The 18,924-nt window shown below is 72.2% G+C and carries 17 protein-coding genes; 4 read left to right on the top strand and 13 right to left on the bottom strand.

Annotated features, from left to right (window positions below; all coding sequences use genetic code 11):
- The first annotated feature begins 8 nt into the window (after positions 1-8).
- Both E4P42_RS10540 and E4P42_RS10535 read left to right on the top strand, forming a co-directional pair.
- On the top strand, positions 9-719 hold the full coding sequence (locus E4P42_RS10540; RefSeq protein WP_135125892.1) for an LppX_LprAFG lipoprotein: 711 nt from the start codon (positions 9-11) through the stop codon (positions 717-719).
- A complete protein-coding gene (locus E4P42_RS10535; RefSeq protein WP_135125890.1) occupies positions 719-2,413 on the top strand; it encodes an MFS transporter in 1,695 nt (564 codons plus the stop codon). Before E4P42_RS10540 ends, E4P42_RS10535 begins: the two co-directional genes overlap by 1 nt.
- 9 nt (positions 2,414-2,422) lie before the next feature.
- Here the strand turns inward: E4P42_RS10535 and E4P42_RS26965 are convergent, their stop codons facing one another.
- From E4P42_RS26965 to E4P42_RS10485, 11 genes are all read right to left on the bottom strand, one after another.
- Entirely contained in the window at positions 2,423-2,575 is a 153-nt protein-coding gene (locus tag E4P42_RS26965; RefSeq protein WP_167759440.1) for a hypothetical protein, read from the bottom strand.
- Between the two features lie 105 nt (positions 2,576-2,680).
- On the bottom strand, positions 2,681-3,427 hold the full coding sequence (locus tag E4P42_RS10530) for an endonuclease/exonuclease/phosphatase family protein (protein ID WP_245233968.1): 747 nt from the start codon (positions 3,425-3,427) through the stop codon (positions 2,681-2,683).
- A 235-nt stretch (positions 3,428-3,662) separates the two neighbouring features.
- Complete coding sequence (gene ribD / locus E4P42_RS10525; protein WP_135126016.1) at positions 3,663-4,646, bottom strand: bifunctional diaminohydroxyphosphoribosylaminopyrimidine deaminase/5-amino-6-(5-phosphoribosylamino)uracil reductase RibD; 984 nt, start codon at positions 4,644-4,646, stop codon at positions 3,663-3,665.
- Between the two features lie 26 nt (positions 4,647-4,672).
- On the bottom strand, positions 4,673-5,350 hold the full coding sequence (gene rpe / locus E4P42_RS10520; RefSeq protein ID WP_135125888.1) for a ribulose-phosphate 3-epimerase: 678 nt from the start codon (positions 5,348-5,350) through the stop codon (positions 4,673-4,675).
- Positions 5,351-5,355: 5 nt separating this feature from the next.
- Positions 5,356-6,771 (bottom strand): RsmB/NOP family class I SAM-dependent RNA methyltransferase, encoded by a 1,416-nt coding sequence (locus E4P42_RS10515; protein ID WP_135125886.1) that lies wholly within the window; start codon positions 6,769-6,771, stop codon positions 5,356-5,358.
- Positions 6,768-7,697 carry a methionyl-tRNA formyltransferase gene (gene fmt, locus E4P42_RS10510; RefSeq protein ID WP_135125884.1) on the bottom strand — a complete coding sequence of 310 codons (930 nt, stop codon included), beginning with the start codon at positions 7,695-7,697 and terminating at the stop codon, positions 6,768-6,770. Before fmt ends, E4P42_RS10515 begins: the two co-directional genes overlap by 4 nt.
- Positions 7,698-7,717: 20 nt before the next feature.
- A complete protein-coding gene (locus E4P42_RS10505; protein WP_135125882.1) occupies positions 7,718-8,266 on the bottom strand; it encodes a LemA family protein in 549 nt (182 codons plus the stop codon).
- Positions 8,260-10,083: a DUF2207 domain-containing protein gene (locus tag E4P42_RS10500; RefSeq protein ID WP_135125880.1), complete on the bottom strand. Its 1,824-nt coding sequence runs from the start codon at positions 10,081-10,083 to the stop codon at positions 8,260-8,262. The genes E4P42_RS10505 and E4P42_RS10500 overlap by 7 nt, the downstream gene beginning before the upstream one ends.
- A gap of 27 nt (positions 10,084-10,110) precedes the next feature.
- The gene (locus E4P42_RS10495; protein ID WP_135125878.1) at positions 10,111-12,108 is read right to left on the bottom strand and encodes a primosomal protein N'; all 1,998 of its coding nucleotides are present in this window, start codon (positions 12,106-12,108) and stop codon (positions 10,111-10,113) included.
- Positions 12,109-12,154: 46 nt separating this feature from the next.
- Entirely contained in the window at positions 12,155-13,012 is an 858-nt protein-coding gene (locus E4P42_RS10490; RefSeq protein WP_135125876.1) for a sugar phosphate isomerase/epimerase, read from the bottom strand.
- Positions 13,013-13,141: 129 nt separating this feature from the next.
- The gene (locus tag E4P42_RS10485) at positions 13,142-13,879 is read right to left on the bottom strand and encodes a lysoplasmalogenase (protein ID WP_135125874.1); all 738 of its coding nucleotides are present in this window, start codon (positions 13,877-13,879) and stop codon (positions 13,142-13,144) included.
- A 4-nt stretch (positions 13,880-13,883) separates the two neighbouring features.
- Between E4P42_RS10485 and E4P42_RS10480 the strand changes: the two genes are divergently transcribed.
- Both E4P42_RS10480 and E4P42_RS10475 read left to right on the top strand, forming a co-directional pair.
- Positions 13,884-14,786, top strand: a complete 903-nt coding sequence (locus E4P42_RS10480; protein WP_135126014.1) for an alpha/beta hydrolase — start codon at positions 13,884-13,886, stop codon at positions 14,784-14,786.
- Positions 14,787-14,812: 26 nt separating this feature from the next.
- Positions 14,813-16,300: an NAD(P)/FAD-dependent oxidoreductase gene (locus E4P42_RS10475; RefSeq protein WP_135125872.1), complete on the top strand. Its 1,488-nt coding sequence runs from the start codon at positions 14,813-14,815 to the stop codon at positions 16,298-16,300.
- Positions 16,301-16,303: 3 nt separating this feature from the next.
- Here E4P42_RS10475 and metK read toward each other — a convergent pair whose 3' ends face one another.
- Positions 16,304-17,512: a methionine adenosyltransferase gene (metK, locus tag E4P42_RS10470; protein ID WP_135125870.1), complete on the bottom strand. Its 1,209-nt coding sequence runs from the start codon at positions 17,510-17,512 to the stop codon at positions 16,304-16,306.
- A gap of 144 nt (positions 17,513-17,656) precedes the next feature.
- A complete protein-coding gene (gene coaBC / locus E4P42_RS10465) occupies positions 17,657-18,907 on the bottom strand; it encodes a bifunctional phosphopantothenoylcysteine decarboxylase/phosphopantothenate--cysteine ligase CoaBC (RefSeq protein WP_135125868.1) in 1,251 nt (416 codons plus the stop codon).
- Positions 18,908-18,924: the final 17 nt, after the last annotated feature.

The following is an 18,924-nucleotide window of genomic DNA, read 5'->3' as shown; positions in this document are numbered from 1 at the left end:
ATGCAGTCATGCCGACGAGCCCTCGCCATGCTGTAAAGGCCCTCACCGCCGTCCTCCTCGCCGCCGCGCTGTTCGTCGCCGGCTGCTCCTCATCCTCCGAGACCTCCGACGCACCACTGCCCGATGCCGCCACACTGCTGCAGGACGCCACCCAGACCACCCGTGACCTGCAGAGCGTGCACCTGCTGCTGACCGTGCAGGGCACCATCGAAGAGCTGCCGATCGAATCGCTCGAGGGTGACCTCACCAACACCCCGGCGGTCGCCGCGGCCGGTAAGGCCAACATCAACTTCCTCGGCCAGCGGCTCGAGGGCGTGGAGTTCGTGGTCGCCGACGGCAACCTCTACGGCGCGATCACCGCGGGCAGCTTCCAGGACTTCGGCCCCGCCGCCGACATCTACGACGTCGCGGCGATCCTGAGCCCCGACAAGGGCCTGGCGAACGTGCTGACCAACTTCAACGATCCCACGGCCGAAGGCCGGGAGAACGTCAGTGGTGTCGACACGGTGCGTGTCACCGGCACCGTGACCCCCGAGGCGGTCAACGCGATCGCCCCTCAGCTCAACGCGACGGGCCCGGTGCCCGCCACCGCGTGGATCGAGGAGGGCGGCAGCCACAACCTCGCTCAGATCAAGCTCGAGCCCACGCCGGGCAACAGCGTGACGATGACCCTGTCCGACTGGGGTAAGCAGGTCAACGTCACCAAACCCGCCGTCTGATGACGGTCCACCCCGAGGCGCACGCCGAAACCACCGGCCGCAGCCGGCGCATCGCGATCAGCGCGGGCGGCCTGGCGGTGCTGCTGGGTGCGCTCGACACCTATGTCGTCGTCGCGATCATCCGCGACATCATGTTCGACATCGGTATCGCCATCAACCAGATTCAGCGCGTGACGCCGATCATCACCTGGTATCTGCTCGGCTACATCGCGGCGATGCCGCTGCTGGGCCGGGCGTCCGACCGGTTCGGCCGCAAGTTCGTCCTACAGCTGAGCCTCGCCGGGTTCGCGGTCGGCTCGGTGATCACCGCCCTGTCCAACGACCTGACGCCGATGGTGATCGGGCGCGCGATCCAGGGGGTGGCCAGCGGTGCACTGCTGCCCGTCACGCTCGCGCTCGCCGCCGACCTGTGGGCCAGCCGCAACCGCGCATCGGTGCTCGGCGGCATCGGCGCCGCGCAGGAACTCGGCAGTGTGCTCGGCCCGCTGTACGGCATCGCCGTGGTGGCCGCGCTGAGCACCTGGCGTGACGTGTTCTGGATCAACGTGCCGCTCGCGGTCATCGCGATGGTGCTCATCCACTTCAGCCTGCCGGCGCGGCTCAAGTCCGACGAACCCGAGCGGGTCGACGTGGTGGGCGGCGTACTGCTGGCCATCGCGCTCGGCCTGGCCGTCATCGGTCTGTACAACCCGGCGCCCGACGGCAAGAAGATCCTGCCCGACTACGGGCCGCCGCTGCTGCTCGGCGCGGCGGCGGCGCTGGTGGCGTTCTTCGTCTGGGAGCGATTCGCCAAGACCCGGCTGATCGAACCGGCCGGGGTGCGTTTCCGGCCGTTCCTGGCCGCGCTGGGCGCCTCGCTGTGTGCCGGTGCGGCGCTGATGGTGACGTTGGTCAACGTCGAACTGTTCGGTCAGGGTGTGCTCGGCAAGGACCAGACCGAGGCGGTGCTGCTGCTCCTGCGGTTCCTGATCGCGCTGCCCATCGGCGCCGTGGTGGGCGGCTGGATCGCCAGCCGGGTCGGTGACCGCATCGTCGCCTTCGTCGGCCTGCTGATTGCCGCGGGCGGCTACTGGCTGATCTCGCAGTGGCCGGTCGACCTGCTCTCGGCGCGCCACGACCTCGGGTTCATCAGCCTGCCCGTGCTCGACACCGACCTGGCGATCGCGGGCATCGGGCTGGGCCTGGTGATCGGCCCGCTGACCTCGGCCACGCTGCGGGTGGTGCCCGCGGCGCAGCACGGCATCGCGTCGGCGGCCGTGGTGGTCGCCCGCATGATCGGCATGCTGATCGGCCTGGCGGCGCTGTCGGCGTGGGGTCTGTACCGGCTCAACCAGCACTTGCAGACGCTGCCGTTCCCGCCGGGGGCGGACACACTGGCCGAGCGACTGGCCGCCGAGGCGGACCGCTACCGGGCCGCCTATGTGCTGCAGTACGGCGACATCTTCCTGGTCACCGTGGTGGTGTGCGTCGTGGGCGCCGTGCTCGGCCTGTTGATCGCCGGCAAGGACGAACCCGCCGACACGACGGTGACCGGCGCGGCGCCCGACGACTCAGACGACGGGGACGCCCCGACCGAGTTCATCGGGACCCGGTCACACGAGGCGCCCACACAGGTGATCAGCACCGGTCCGGGCGACCAGACGATGCGGCTGCCGCGCCAGGACCCGCCCGGGCGGCACCGGTCGGGGAACTGACCCGCGGGCTCAGCAGCGTTCGATGCCCGGACGGATCAGCCGGGGCGCCTCGCGCTCCTCGGCCCGTCCGGGCATCACGCTGCGTAGTGGGGCGCAGACCAGGGTCCGCACGGTTCGCGGGGTGACCGGGGAGATAGTCAACCAGTCGACCAGTACCGTCACGCTGACATCCTTTGTTCGTGCTCTTCGGCGCGCACATCCTCGGTGAAAGCGCTTTGGTACGAGTGTACCGAGATTCGCCGACGGGACGGGGTCTGCGCAGGGGCGTCAACGACCGCGTTCGGCGAAGCCGATGTCACCGCTGACGCCGTGATGGTCCGAGCCGGGCACCTCGACCCGCCGGAAGGACAGCGGGACGCATCCCCTGGTGAGGATGCGGTCGATCGCCAGAATCGCCGGATACCAGCGGTCGGCCGGGTAGGTCGCCACGACGCCCGCGCCGAGATACTCGGCGGCATCCAGCAGTGGTCCCGCGCCCTCCCGGGCCGAACGGTGCAACAGATCCCGGTAACGCCGGTGATCGTAGGTGGCGTTGACGTCGCCCCCGGCGATCATCGGTAGCCGCTCCCCCCGGAAGATCTCCTGCAACCGGCGCAGATCCGACGCCCACCGGTGCACGGGTCCCGGATAGGGCGGATGCAGATGCAACGCGTACGCGGCGACGTCGCGCCCGCCGGGCATCGTCATCGTCGCCCGCACATTGTGTAGATGAAGACCGGACAGAAGTGCCCCGTCGCGCAGCGGGTGGCGCGCATAGATCCCGGCGCCGCCTCCACCGGCACGCGGGCGCACGTACGAATACGGAAGGGAATCATGGAGTCCCGCCGCGGCCAGTCGCCGCACCGCGGAGTCGGTGAGTTCGATGACCGTCAGCACGTCGACGTCGTCGGCGCGCACCCGTTCGAGCAGGGCGGCGGCGTCGGCGCTGCCCAGCTCGATATTGGCCTGCAGCAGCCGGATCCGCGCCCCGGCGATTCCGCGGCGGTCACCGCAGCGGCCTGATACAGCGGGCACTGGGAGGCGATTCCCACCGCGGTGACAATCGCTGCGGGCAGGGCCGCCCAGCGGGGTCCTGCGATGACGAACAACACCACGGCGACCAGCGCGATGACCACGAAGATCGGCGTGAAGGAAGCGATCAGCGTCGTGGCGGCGGTCACCGAGCCGACGAAGTGGGCGGCCACGCCGATCGCACCGGCCGCCGCCAGGATGGTCCCCGTTCCCGCGGCGGCCGACCGGGCCGCTCGCATCAAGCCGGCACCAGCGACAACAGCACGTCCGGACCGATCGGGACGATCCCGTCGAACTGCCACCGCTGGGCGTGAGCGATGCTCAGCACGCCGACGTCGTCGACCGCGGTGATGGGCCCTCCCAGCAGGATCGGTGCGACGTAGGCCACGATGCGGTGGATCGCCCCGGCGCGCAGGAACGCCCCCGCCAGCGTCGGTCCACCCTCGAGGAGCACGTCGGTGCGGTCGGCGAGCGCCTTCAGCACCTCGTTCGGGTCGTGGGTGCGGATCACCATGGTGCGCGAATCGTCGTTGAGCACACGTGCATCCGGTGAGATGTCCCGCTGCCCGACGACCACCCGCAGGGGTTGCCGCTCGGCGAGGCTGCCGTCGGGGCGCCGCGCCGTGAGCACCGGGTCGTCGACGAACACGGTCCCGGTGCCGACGACGATCGCGTCGGCCACCGCGCGGCGGCGGTGCACATCCGCCCGGGCCGCCTCGCTGGTGATCCACTGGCTGCTGCCGTCGGCGGCGGCGCTGCGGCCATCCACGCTGGTCGCGAACTTCCACGTCACATGCGGGAATCCGGTGCGCTGCTTGTGCAACCACTCCCGCAGCACGCCGCCCGCGACGGTGTCGGCGAGCACACCCCCGGTGACGGTGACCCCGGCGTCGCGCAGGCGTGCCGCGCCGCCGGCCGCCACCGGATTGGGATCGGCGACCGCGTACACCACCGACGAAACCCCGGCGGCCAGAAGCGCATCCACACACGGCGGGGTGCGGCCATGGTGGTTGCACGGTTCGAGGGTGACCACCGCGGTAGCGCCGGCGGCCCGGTCGCCCGCTGCCCGTAGCGCCATCACCTCGGCGTGCGGACCGCCGGTCGGCTGGGTCGCACCGACGCCGGCGACCCGGCCGTCGGTGTCCAGGATGACTGCTCCGACAGGCGGATTCGGGTAGGTGGCGCCCTTGACGTCGTCGGCCTGCCGGACCGCCTCACGCATCGCGTCCTCGGCGGCGCCGAGGCCCGTCACGACGTGAGGTGTGCCGACGCGGCCGCGGCCCTCTCGCGCAGTGCGCGCACCGCGGCGTCGGGATCCTCGGCGCTGTACACCGCCGAACCGGCGACGAAACAGTCCACGCCGGCTTCGGCGGCCGCGGCGATGGTGTCCTCGTTGATGCCCCCGTCGATCTCGACCACGACGGTCAGCTCACCGGAGTCGACGAGGCGCCGCACGACGCCCACCTTCGAGAGCACCTCGGGGATGAACTTCTGGCCCCCGAAGCCGGGCTCGACCGACATCACGAGCAGCGTGTCGAAGTCCCGCAGGATCTCGAGGTACGGCTCGATCGCCGTGCCGGGCTTGACCGACAGGCCGGCTTTCGCGCCCGCGGCGCGGATGTCCCGAGCGACGGCGACGGGGTTGTCGGTCGCCTCGGCGTGGAAGGTCACGTTGTAGGCGCCGGCCTCGGCGTACGGCGGCGCCCACCGCTCCGGGTTCTCGATCATCAGATGGCAGTCCATCGGGATATCGGTCACCTTGAGCAGCGATTCGACCACCGGCAGACCCAGCGTCAGGTTCGGCACGAAGTGGTTGTCCATGACGTCGACGTGCAGCCAGTCGGCACCGCTGACCGCGGCGGTCTCGTCGGCCAGCCGGGCGAAGTCGGCGGACAGGATCGACGGCGCTATGAGCGGGGCAGCCATGGCGATCAGGTTACTTGCAGGGCCGCTGCGAACATCGCGTCGGTGCCGTGGCGGTGCGGCCACAGCTGCGCGTACGGTCCGTCGCCGGCCGGTGAGGCGAGGTCGTCGGCCGGGGCGAACAGTGTCCGGGTGTCCAGCGCGGTCACCGGATGACGGCGCAGCGCATCCGACACCACCCCGACCGTCTCGGCCAGGTGCGGGGAGCACGTCGCGTAGAGCACCACCCCACCGGGGCGAGTGAGCCGGATGGCCGCGGCGAGCAGTTCACGCTGCAGCCGGGCCAGTGCGGGCACGTCTCCGGGCTGGCGCCGCCACCGCGACTCAGGCCGGCGCCGCAGCGCGCCGAGGCCGGTGCACGGCGCATCGACCAGCACCCGGTCGAAGCCCGGTTCCAGCCCCGAGTCGCGGCCGTCCACCTGCACCACCGTCACGTCGAGGCCGCGGGTGTTCTCCTCGACCAGTTCGGCGCGGCGCGGGGCGGGTTCCACCGCGGTCACCGCGGCTCCCGGGCCCGCGACCTGCTTGCTCAGCGCTGCCAGCATCGCCGTCTTGCCGCCGGGTCCGGAGCACAGGTCCAGCCAGCGGCCCCGGTCGCCGTCCACCGGCGCCTCGGCCAGGGCGCGGGCGACCAGCTGACTGCCCTCGTCCTGCACGAGCGCCCGCCCGTCGCGCACCGGCGCCAGGCCGCCCGGGTCGCCGCCCGGCAGGTACACCGCGTACGGCGAGTAGCGGCCGACGGTACCGCCGACGGCATCGGCGAGTTCGGCCGCGGTCAGGACGCCGGGGCGGGCGGCCAGGTGAACGACCGGCCGGGCATCGTCGCTGGCCAGCAGCTCGGCCAGTTCGCCGGCGCGGGCGCCGAGCGCGTCGGTGAACGCCTGCGTCACCCAGCGCGGATGCGCATGGGTGAACGCCATGCGTCCGACCGGGTCCGCGTCGGCGGGCGGCGCCAGCTCGGCCACCCAGGACTCCTCGTCGCGCGCGGTGATGGTGCGCAGCACACCGTTGACGAAACCGGCTCGCGCCGAGTCGAATTCGAGACCGGCCTGTTCGACGGTGGTCGACACGGCGGCGTGCGGTTCGACTCGGGTGCGCAGCAACTGGTAGGCGCCGAGGCGCAGCAGGTCCAGCAGAACCGGGTCGATCCGGTCGGTCGGCCGCTGCGCGGCGGCGCTGATGACGGCGTCGAGCAGGCCGCGAGTGCGGCAGGCGCCGTAGGCGAGTTCGGTGGCGAAAGCCGCGTCGCGGCCGGTGATGTCGCGTTCGCGCAGCAGGGCGGGCAGGGCGAGGTTGGCGTAGGCGTCGCGCTCGGACACCGCGCGCAGGACGTCGAAGGCGACGCGGCGCGCCGGGTCGAGCGGTCTGCGCCGCGGTCCCCGGGACCGCTGGGGGCGATCGGGGCGCCGGTTCGGCGGGGTCACTGCGCCCGCACCGAGGAGTCGAGACGGGCGCCGCGTGCCCAGTCGGCCGCGTTCATCGGCTTCTTACCGGGCGGCTGGACGGTGCCCAGCCGCACCGGCGCCGTCCCGGTGCCGATCCGGACACCGTCCTTGTCGACCCGGATCTCACCCGGCGCCGGCGGATTCGTGACCGCCTCGACCGTGACGGGCCCGACCTTGACCCGCAGGTCGCCGATCAGGGTCCATGCGCCCGGGTTCGGGGTGACGGCGCGGATCCGGCGGTCCACGATTTGGGCGGGCAGCTCCCACCGGATCCGGGCCTCCTCGACGGTGATCTTCGGCGCCACGGTCACACCCTCGGCGGGTTGGGGAACCGCGGTGAGCGTGCCGTCGGCGATGCCGTCGATCGTGCGTTCCAGCAGCACCGCACCCGAGTCGGCGAGCCGGCCGAGCAGATCCCCCGCGGTGTCGGTGGGCCGGACCGTCTCGGTGACCACGCCGTAGACCGGGCCCGAGTCCAGTGCGGGCTCGATCTGGAATGTGGTGGCGCCGGTGACGGTGTCCCCGGCGGCAATCGCCGCCTGCACCGGGGCCGCGCCGCGCCAGGCGGGCAGCAGCGAGAAGTGCAGGTTGATCCAGCCGTGGGTGGGCACGGCGAGCAGGCGTTCGGACAGCAGCGCCCCGTAGGCGACCACCGCGCAGCATTCCGGTTGCAGCGCGGCCAGTTCGGCGACGAACTCCTCGGAGTTGGGCCGCGCCGGGCGCAGCACCGGGATGTCGCGTTCGAGCGCGAGGCGGGCCACCGGCGAGGGCGCCGGCTTCCCGCGCCGGCCGGCGGCCGCATCCGGCCGGGTCAGCACCGCCACCACGTCGTGGTTCGGCGAGTCGAGCAGCCGCTGCAGCGACGGCAGCGCGGGTTCGGGGGTGCCGGCGAAGACGAGACGCACCGAGTCAGTCTAGGGAGCGCTCAGCGAGACGACGGCGAGGGCATCTGGTAGTACTCGCGCTGGGCCACCCCGGCGGAGCCGGCGACGAACATCCACGGCATCGTGGTGACCAGCCGGTTCAGGGTGGCGACCGCGTCGTTGTAGTACTGACGGGCGAATGCGATCTTGTTCTCGGTGTCGGTGAGGTTGCGCTGCAGGTCCAGGAAGTTCGCCGACGAACCCAGCTGTGGCTGGGCGCGGCCGAGCGCCAGCGCGCGGCTGACGGCGGCGTCGAGCTCCCGCTCGGCGGTGCTGCGCCGGGCGACCGAGGGGCCGGTGGTCGCCGAGGTCACCGCCGCCCGCGCCGACTCGGCGCGGTCGAACAGCGCCTGCTCGTGCGCGGCGACGGTCTGCACGGTGTGCACCAGGCTCGGGATCAGCGCCGCCCGCCGGGTCAACTCGATGTCGATGCCGGCCAGCGCCTCGGCGACCCGCACGTCGGCCGCGCGCAGCTTGTTGTAGCCGGCCACGAACCCCACCAGCGCCAGCACGGCCAGCACCAGAACGAGGATCAGCACGAACCTCACCACGAGCCGCCCCCTCCGCCTCCGCCGCCTCCGCCTCCGCCGCCACTGGAGAAGCTGCTGCTGCTGCTCCCGCTGCTGGACGACGCCGACACCTGCGATGCCGTGTACGCGCCGATCGACGACGACAGCGCGGACTCGAAGCTGTCGAAGTCGCTGCCGAAGCCGCCGGTGGTTCCGGGGTCGGTGTCGGTCCCCGACGACGAGTGGTACCACTGCGGCGCGGGCGCAGGCACGCCCATGGCCAGCTCGTATTTCTTCGCCCACAGCGTGGCGGCGCCCGCCGCGATCGCGAACGGCAGGTACGCGGTGTAGAGGTCCTTGCGGGCCGCGAAGTCGAACCGGGCCTCGGCCGAGTCGGTACACAGCGCCCGGTGGAAACCGCCGATCCGCGACCAGAGTTCGCGGCCGGCGGCGGTGCGCCGGGTGCCGAGGCCGCCGACCCAGGCGGGCAGCGTCGCGACGAAGAACGCCGCGAACGGCAGGCCTGCCACGGTGGTGGCGAAACCCCAGCCGGCGAACCCGCACAGCGCGCCGACGGCGGCCAGGATGTTCGCGGTCTGCAGCCACCCCTCGCGCTTGCGGGTGACCATCAGGCCCTCCTCGAGCGCCCAGTCCTTCACCGCCGCCGCGAGATCCGTGCGGGCCTTGCTGACCTTCTCCCCCGCCTTGGCGGTCCGCTTGGCCTCGAATTCGGTGCCGGTGCCCATGATCTTCAGCGCCGACCCCACCGCGACTCCCACCGGGTCGGCGTCGGCCCATCGGCTCTTGCCTGCGGTGCCGCGGATCTCCCACTGGGTGGCATTGACCTGCCGCAGTTCGATCAGGCCCTTCTCGGCCAGGTCGAACAGCGTGGCCGTCAGCCCGTCCGACGGCACCTTCTCGGTGCGCAGGTATTCGCACTGCACCGGTCCCAGCCCCGGCGGCGGTGCGTACTGCAGCGGGAACGGCGGCGGCCGCTCGATCGTGCGGCGGGTCCACAGCACGCCCGCCGACCCCAGCGCGACGGTCAGTCCGGCCACCCAGCCGAGCCCGGACACCGACTGACCGAGGATCCGGTCCCAGGTGAACGGCCACGGCAGCTCGGCGCGCACCGGGGTGGCGACGTCGATTCCGGCGCGCACGGTCACCGGGGTGCGCGGTGGCAGATTGCGGGCCTCGAGGCGGACGGTGTCACCGGACGCGGTGAGGCCGGTGCATGCGCGGCCGACGCCGTACCCGACGCTGCACTGGGCGCCGGTCACGGGTCCGGGCAACCGGACGGTGATGCGGGCGCGTTCGATCTCGTTGTTCCATGACGGCGCGATGACGTTCCAGTAGAACGCCGTCGGTGCCGCCGGGTCGCCGGTGGTGGCGGCGAAGCGGCGGTCGGCGGCGGTGGCGCCGGGATCGAGCACGCCCGGGATGCGGTAGCGGATCTCGAAGGTGTGACTGCCGGGCGTCAGGTAGGCATCGGGGTCCCCGATCTTGGCCACGCGGAAGCGCTGCCTGTCCTCCCAGGAGACCTGGTTGGGCACCGGGCCGCCGTCGAGTTCGACCGCGTCGATGGTCGGGATCTGGCGGACGTTCGGGTGGTTCGGGTTCGTCACGTCCCAGTAGCGGAAGATGCCGTGCCGGTCGGAGGGGAAATCGCCGGTGATGGTCTCGACGGCGGTCAGCCCACCGCGGTCGTCGACGGTGAAGTCCGCCGTGTAATCGGTGATCACCACGGGATCGTCGACAGCGTCGCCGCCGCCGCCGGACCCGCCGCCGAACACCAGCGGCCACAGCACGCCGAAAGCGATGAGCGCCACGGTGATCGACCACGCGAACAGCCGCCGCATGTCCACCTCCTGTCGGTGCGGTGAGGCTCACCCTATGTGCAACGGGTCGATCTGCACACGCGCCGGCTCATTGTCGTGGCGGGCGCTGAGCACCCCGACGCCGCGGCGCAGCGCCGCTGCGAGCGCCAGACCGCGCTCCCGCGGGACCCGCACCAGCATGCGGCTGACCGGGGTGTCGGCCGGGGTGCCCGGCGGCCGGCGCGCCCCCGGCGGCAGGTCGACGGGGCCGAGCGGTTCCGCGTCGGGGGGCAGCTCGGCGGTCTGCAGCAGCGCGGTCACCGAGGCGTAGGCGCCGTCGACGGCCGCGATGTGCACGGCGGGCGGCAGGCCCACCTCCGCACGGGCGTCGAGTTCGGCTTCCGCGTGGCCGACCGGATCCCATCGGATCAGCGCCTGCACCGTGGGGATGGCCGATTCGGCGACCACCGCCACCACCCCACCGTCGGTCCGGGGCCGCACCAGCGTCGCGGCGGCCATCCAGCGGCGCAGCGTGTCTTCGGCCGCCCGCAGATCCTGCCGCCCCAGCAGCGCCCAGCTGTCCAGCAGCAGCGCCGCACCGTAGCCCGCGGCCGGCGCGGGTTCGGCACCCGGGGTGGCCACCACCAGCCCGGGCTCGTCGCCGACCGTCGGAACCATGTTCTCACCGCCCGAGGTGATCACCGGGGTGCCGGGAAAGGCGCGGCCGAGTTCCTCCGCGGTGCGCCGCGCCCCCACCACGACCGCCCGCACGGCGTCCGAACCACAACGGCCACAACGTAAACCGAGATCCTCGCGGCCGCACCACCGGCACACCGCGGCGCTGTCGCGATCCAGCAGCGACAGCGGCCCCGTGCAGTGCCGGCACCGGGCGACGGTACGGCAGCGCGCGCACGCCAGCGCGGGCAGATAACCCCGACGCGGCACCTGCACCAACACGGGCCGACCGGCTTCCAGCGCGGTGCGCGCGGCCCGCAGCGCGACCGACGGCAGCCGGGCGGTGTGCGCGGCGGCGTCGCGTTCCTGCTGGAAGTTGCTGTCCTCCAGCGCCACCACCCGCGGCGCCACCGCGCGCACGGTCTGGCGCGGCGCCACCAGGTCGTGCGCCCACCGGCTGCGCACCAGCGCCTGGGATTCCGCGGTGCGGGAGTAGCCGCCGATCAGCGCCGCGCAGCGCAGCTGGTGGGCCCGCAGCATCGCCACGTCGCGGGCGTGCGGATACGGCGCGCGCGGTTCGGCCAGGGAGTCGTCGCCGTCGTCCCACACCAGCACCAGCCCGAGGTCGCACACCGGGGCGAAGACCGCGCTGCGTGTGCCGATCACGACGCCGGCGCGGCCGCGCAGCGCCGACAACCACCGGCGATACCGCTGCGCGGGGCCGAGCCCGGCCGACAGCGCCACCACCCGGGTGTCGTCGAGCAGGGCCACCGAAGCGGCGTGCAGCGCGTCGACGTCGCGCTGATCGGGGACGACGGCGAGTACGCCGCGCCCGCTGTGCACGGTGAACGCCGCCGCCTCGGCGAGCCGGTCGGCCCAGCGCTCGCCGGGCAGCGCCTGCCATACCGCGCGGGCGGCGCGGCCGTCGGCCACCGCACCGAGGAACTGCTCGGCCCGCGAGTAGGCCCGCCAGGCCGTCAGCTCCGGGGGCGCCGCCTCCAGCACCGGCGGGTCCGCCACCGCCTGCTTCTCCACGTTGGCGTGCCGCGGCGGCACCGCGAGCCGCAGCACGTCGGCGCGGGTGCCGGCGTAGCGGGCGGCCACCGCGTCGACCAGCCGGCGCACCTCGGGCGTCAGCACCTGTTCGGGCGAGGTCACCCGGTCCAGCCAACCGAGCTGACCCGTGTGGTCGGTGTCCGACCGCCGTTCCAGCAGGAACGCGTCGACCAGCCGACCGTGGAAGCGCACCCGCACCCGGACGCCGGGCTGCGCGTCATCGGAGCACTCGGCCGGCACCAGGTAGTCGAATTCGCGGTCGAGGTGGGGCACCTGCAGCATCGGCAGCACGCGAGCGATCGGCTCGTGTTCGGCCGGCTGACGGGTGGTGCTCACCCCGACACGTTTAACAGATGGCGCCGACGCCTGCTCGCGGCACCGCTCAGCAGGCGCGGGCCGTGCCGTAGCCGCGGCCGTCGGCGCGGTCGACCACCGCCCGGGTGTGCCGCAGGGCGGCGCGGGCGCGCTCGAGCGCGGGGACACCGGGTGCGACGATCGGCGCCTCGACGCTGACCGGCAGGTCGGCGGGCAGCGCGTGCAGCATCGCGTCGAGGTCCAGCCCGCCCTGCCCGGGCAGTTGGCGCGCACTGCGGGACTGGTACACCAGCGCGTCGCGGTCGGCGGGCTGTTCGGCCGGTGCATCGCAGAGCTGCACGTAGTTGAACCAGCTGCGCGGCAACGGGTTCAGCTCGGCGACGGTGTTACCGCCACGGTCGAAGTGCAGCGCGTCGATCAGGATGCCGGCGTTGGGGTGACCGGCCGCCCGCAGCACCGCCACGGCCTGCGCCACGGTCCCGATGTCGTTGTAGGGCATCGGCTCGATGTTCGGGGTCAGCCCGAATAGCGCGGCCAGCGCGGCCAGTTCGGCGAACCGGTCGGCCATCCGCGCCCGATCCGGATCGTTGCCCGCCACCAGGATCTGCCGCGCCCCGAGATATGCACCGGTCTCCAGGAACTCGAGGTAGTCAGCACGCACGTCGGTATCCGGGGTGAGCCGCAGCACCTCGATGTCGATCAGTTCCAGGCCGGTGTCGTCGAGACGCCGGCGGGCCTCGCGGATCATCGGCGTCATGCCGATGGTCGGCCGCTTCGGCTCCTGCGGGGTGGCCGGGATGAGTCGCAGACCGACCGCGTCGAATCCCGCGGCCGCCGCGCAGCCGACCGTCTCCGGCGGCGTGAGCTCCACAACCGTCAACGGCGCCAACGAAATCCGCCGGTCCGGTCCGAGTGCCCGTGCCATCCACGCTCCCTCTGTGTCGACGGGCGGCCGGTGCCGCACCGTCGCGCCATTGTCGGCGATGGCACGCGGGGTGTGGGGGCTACGTCCCCCGGCGGACCGCGCCTGTGAGGAGAGACACCGGCACCCGGCTCAGCCGCGGGCGCGGCCGAAGAAGAACCCGGCCGTGATGAGCAGCAGCGACGCCGCGTACGCCCACCAGATCGGCACGGCCAGCGCCTCGGAGCCCAGGACGAACCGCCCGATGCCGATCATCGCGTCGGAAACGGCGAAACACACCGCACCCAGCGCCGTCCACGGTGTGGGCAGCCGGGCCAGCAGCGCCGCGCACACCATCGCGCCGAGCACCGCGATATAGGCGGTCACCGGGACGGCCATCCCGTCGGCGAGCAGCCGCGGCCAGAACCACGTCAGTAGGCCGGCGCAGGCCAGCACGGTGAGCGCCGCCGCGGTCAGGCGCGCCGGGGTCCGTACCGCCAGAGGTACGAGCGCGGCCAGGAAACACAGGTGCGCCAGCAGGAACGCGGCCAGGCCGAACACGAATGACGGCTCCCACCACGGCATGGCCAGCAGGAAATCGCCGGTGGCCGAGAACAGCAGGGCCGGCACCAGCCAGCGTCGCTCCCGGCCGATCGGATGCCCGAACGCCGCCACCGCCAGCAGCACCGCGGCCAGCGCCTTGACCGCGGGCTGGGCGACGAACTGACCGGTCAGCTCGGCGCCCGCGGGCACCCGCAGCGCCGTCACGATCAGGAACACCCCGTACGCGGCGGCGGCCACAGCGGCCGCGCCCCACAGCCGCACCGTCCGCCGCTCTGCGTACGGTGAGGTCGTGTCTGCCACCGACGAGAAGCCGCCACTCGACGCCATCCTGATGAAGGTACTGGACGCCGTTCCGTTCCAGCTGTCGATCGACGACGGCGTGGAGGCCGCCCGCCGCCGGTTGCGGGCCCTGCCGCGGCGCGGCCTGCACCCCGAGGTGCACGCCGAGGACCGGCAGATTCCCGGCCCGGCCGGCGACCTCACCGTCCGCGTCTACCGGCCACCCGTGACCGGCGACACCCCGCCGGTCGTGGTGTTCTTCCACGGCGGCGGCTTCGCCGTCGGCGATCTGGACACCCACGACGGGGAGTGCCGGATGCACGCGGTGGCCGCCGGTGCGGTGGTGGTGTCCGTGGATTACCGGCTGGCCCCCGAGCATCCCTATCCGGCGGCGGTCGAGGACGCGTGGGCCGCGCTGCGGTGGGTCGCCGGCCACGGCGACGAACTCGGCGCCGACACCGCGAGGCTGGCGGTGGCCGGCGACTCGGCGGGCGGCAACCTCGCGGCGGTGATGACCCAGCGGGCGCGCGACCACGGCGGTCCGGCGCTCGCGTTCCAGCTGCTGTGGTATCCGGCCACGCACTGGGATCTGACGCTGCCCTCGATGGCCGAGAACGCCGACGCGCCCATCCTCGACCTGGCGGCCATCGCCGGGTTCGCCGGGTGGTACGCCAGTGACGCCGACCTCTCCGATCCGGCCCCCGGACTGGCACCCGGCCGGGCGGACGACTTCGCCGGGCTGCCGCCGGCCTACATCGCCGTCGCCGGCCATGACCCCCTGCGCGACGACGGTCTGAGCTACGCCGAATCGCTGGCCGCCGCGGGGGTGGCGGTGCAGGTGGACAACGCGGCGAGCCTGGTGCACGGTTACCTCGGCTACGCCGGGGTGGTGCCGGCCGCCACCGCCGCGGCCGACCGCGGTCTGGCCGCGCTTCGGGCGGTCCTGCATCCCTGACGCCGTGCGCGCTCTACAGTGCGGACATGGGCACAACGACAACACGTGATGTCGAAACGCTGATCGTCGGCGCGGGCTTCTCCGGCATCGGCGCCGGGATCCTGCTGGACCGCGCGGGTCTGGATGACTACCTGATCGTGGAAGCGGGGGACGACGTCGGCGGCACCTGGCACTGGAACACCTATCCCGGCATCGGCGTCGACATCCCGTCGTTCTCCTACCAGTTCTCGTTCGAGCAGAACCCGGCCTGGACCCGGACCTACGCGCGCGGCGGGGAACTCAAGGCGTACGCCGCCCGCTGCGTCGACAAGTACGGGCTGCGCTCCCGGATCCGGCTGAACACCACGGTCGTCGGCGCCACGTTCGACAGCGCCGACGACGTGTGGCGCGTCGACCTGGACTCCGGTGAGCAGGTCGCCGCGCGGTACCTGATCAACGGCAGCGGCCCGCTGAACGTGCCGAAACTGCCCGACATCGAGGGCGTGGCGGATTTCGCCGGGGTCACCATGCACACCGCCCGCTGGGACCACACCCAGGACCTGGCCGGTAAGCGGGTCGCGATCATCGGCACCGGCGCGTCCGCCGTTCAGGTGATCCCCGAGATCGCGCCGATCGTCGAGCACCTGACCGTGTTCCAGCGCACGCCGATCTGGTGTTTCCCGAAGTTCGACGTGCCACTGCCGCCGGCGGCGCAGTGGGCGGCCCGGTTGCCGGGCGGGCAGGCCGTACAGCGGTTGCTCAGCCAGGCCTACGTCGAGCTGACCTTCCCGGTGACCGCGCAGTACGCCAAGTACCTGCCGCTGGGCAAGCTCACCGAGCGGATGGGCCGCAACTACCTGCGCAAGGAGGTCCACGACCCGCTGGTGCGCGACAAGTTGACCCCGCGCTACGCCGTCGGCTGCAAACGCCCGGGCTTCCACAACACGTACCTGTCGACCTACAACCGCGACAACGTCACCCTCGTCACCGACCCGATCGACAAGATCACCGGCTCCGGCGTCGCCACCGCCGACCGATCACACCACGCGGCCGACGTGCTCATCCTCGCGACCGGCTTCAAGGTGATGGACGTCGACGCCGTGCCGTTCGCCGTCACCAACGGCGACGGGGACACGCTCAGCGGCTACTGGGAGCACCGCCGGATGCAGGCCTACGAGGGTGTCAGCATTCCCGGCTTCCCGAACTTCTTCACCGTCATGGGGCCCTACGGCTACGTCGGGTCGTCGTACTTCGCGCTGATCGAGGCGCAGGTGCACCACATCATCCGCTGCCTGACCGAGGCCCGGCGGCGCGGCGCGGGGCGGGTCGAGGTGCGCAGCGATGCCAACGATCGCTACTTCGCCGAGATGATGCGCAAACGGCACACACAGATCTTCTGGCAGGACAGCTGCCGGCTGGCCAACAGCTACTACTTCGACTCCAACGGCGACGTGCCGTTACGCCGCGCCACGACCGTCGAGGCCTACCTGCGTAGTCGCCGATTCCCGCTCGACGACTACGCGTTCACCGCGTGACCGTCAGACGGCCGTCTTGAGGGCCTCGGCCTTGTCGGTGCGCTCCCACGGCAGGTCGACGTCGGTGCGGCCGAAGTGGCCGTACGCGGCGGTCGGGGCGTAGATCGGGCGCAGCAGGTCCAGGTCGCGCACGATCGCACCCGGGCGCAGGTCGAAGACCTCGGTGATGGCCTTCTCGATCTTGGCCGGGTCGACGGTCTCGGTGCCGAACGTCTCGACGAACAGGCCCACCGGGGCGGCCTTGCCGATCGCGTAGGCGACCTGAACCTCGACCCGGTCGGCCAGCCCGGCCGCGACGACGTTCTTGGCCACCCAGCGCATCGCGTACGCCGCCGACCGGTCCACCTTGGACGGATCCTTGCCGGAGAAGGCGCCGCCGCCGTGGCGGGCCCAGCCGCCGTAGGTGTCGACGATGATCTTGCGGCCGGTCAGGCCGGCGTCGCCCATGGGGCCGCCGAGCACGAACTTGCCGGTCGGGTTGACCAGCAACCGGAAGTCGGAGGTGTCCATGGTGTCGTGGTTGAGGTCGGACAGCACGGTGTTGACGACCTTCTCCCGGATGTCCGGGGTGAGGGTCTCCTCCAGGTCGATGCCCTCGGCGTGCTGGGTGGACAGCACCACGGTGTCCAGGCGCACCGGGGTGACGCCGTCGTACTGCACGGTGACCTGGGTCTTGCCGTCCGGGCGCAGATAGTCCACGACGCCGTTCTTGCGCACCTCGGTCAGGCGGCGCGCCAGGCGGTGGGCCAGCGCGATCGGCAGCGGCATCAGCTCGGGGGTGTCCTTGATGGCGTAGCCGAACATCAGGCCCTGATCGCCGGCGCCCTGCAGGTCCAGCGGATCACCCGCGCCCTCGACGCGGGTCTCGTGCGCGGTGTCCACGCCCTGGGCGATGTCGGGCGACTGCGCGCCGATGCCGATGTTCACCCCGCACGTGGTGCCGTCGAAGCCCTTGTCCGACGAGTCGTAGCCGACCTCGAGGATGCGGTGCCGCACGGTGTTGGTGATGTCGGCGAAGGCTTCCTTGGCGGTGGTGGTGACCTCGCCGACGACGTGCACCTGGCCGGTGGTCACCAGGGTCTCGACGGCCACCCGCGACTTCGGGTCGGCGGCCAGCAGCGAGTCGAGCACCGAGTCGCTGATGGCGTCGCAGATCTTGTCGGGGTGCCCTTCGGTGACCGACTCACTGGTAAACAGCCGACCTTTGCTCACGGTGTCATCCTCACTTGTCACGTGTTCGCACGGATTTGTTAGTCCGTCTTCATTATTTCGCTGAGATTGTATCGGCGCCCTGTCGCGCCCACGCGTGTCCCCGAGCGGGGCGCGAGCGTGCGCCGCCCCGATTTGCCCCCGAAGTCACCCGCCGCTGCTACGCAGGAAGCCGACGATCGCGTCTACGATACGGCTGGCCATCAGAGTTTTCGAACCGTGCTCGAGCGCGACCTCGGTGCCGTCCGCGGCCAGCAACCAGCCGTCGTTGTTGTCGACCTCGAAGGCGCGGTTCTCCCCCACGGCGTTGACCACGAGCAGATCGCAGCCCTTGCGCTGCAATTTGGCTCGCGCGTGGAAGAGCACGTCGCCCTGCGCGTCCCCGGTCTCGGCGGCGAAACCCACGATCGCGCGCATGTTGGGCAGCTGACCGTCGCGGCGGGCGTGTACCGCACCGGCGAGCACGTCGTCGGTGCGCGTGAGCTCGATGGTGGGCGCCGCCGCATCCGGGTCGCCGGACTTCTTGATCTTGCTGGTGGCCACCGACACGGGGCGGAAATCGGCGACCGCTGCGGCCATCACCAGCACATGCGCATCGGGGGCGTGTTTGGACACCGCGTCGCGCAGCTGGGCGGCCGAACCGATGCGGATCACCTCGACGCCGGCCGGGTCGACCAGGCCCGCGGTGTTGCCGGCGATCAGCGTGACCTCGGCGCCGCGCTGGGCCAGCACCCGGGCCATCGCATAGCCCTGCTTACCGGAACTGCGGTTGCCGATGAAGCGCACGGGGTCGATCGGTTCGCGGGTGCCGCCGGCGCTGACCAGGACCTTCACCCCGGACATGTCATAGGGCAGTGCATCGCCGCGGACCAGCAACAGCTGGGCGAGGGTGGAGATCTCCTCGGCCTCGGGCAACCGTCCCGCACCGCTGTCGGCGCCGGTGAGCCGCCCGGAGGCGGGTTCGAGCACCACCGCGCCGCGGCGGCGCAGCGTTGCGACGTTCTCCACGGTGGCCGGGTGGTACCACATCTCGGTGTGCATGGCCGGGGCGAACAGCACCGGGCACCGCGCCGTGAGCAGGGTCGCGGTCAGCAGGTCGTCGGCGCGGCCGGCCACCGCACGGGCCAGCAGGTCCGCGGTGGCGGGGGCGACGACGACGAGGTCGGCCTCCTGACCGATGCGCACGTGCGGCACCTCGTGCACGTCGTCCCAGACGCCGGTGTGCACCGGCTGCCCGGACAGCGCCTCGAACGTGGCGGCGCCGACGAATCGCAGGGCCGACTCGGTGGGCAGGACACGTACGGAGTGACCGGCCTCGGTGAGCTGGCGGACCACGGTGCACGCCTTGTAGGCGGCGATGCCTCCGGCGACGCCGACGATGATCCGCTTGCGCTCCACGGGGTCAGCCGCTCGTG

It is taken from the genome of Mycobacterium sp. PS03-16, assembly GCF_004570325.1.
Lineage (GTDB): Bacteria > Actinomycetota > Actinomycetes > Mycobacteriales > Mycobacteriaceae > Mycobacterium.
The sequence above is the reverse complement of the archived record's forward strand: the minus strand, read 5'-3'. Positions and strand labels throughout refer to the sequence as shown.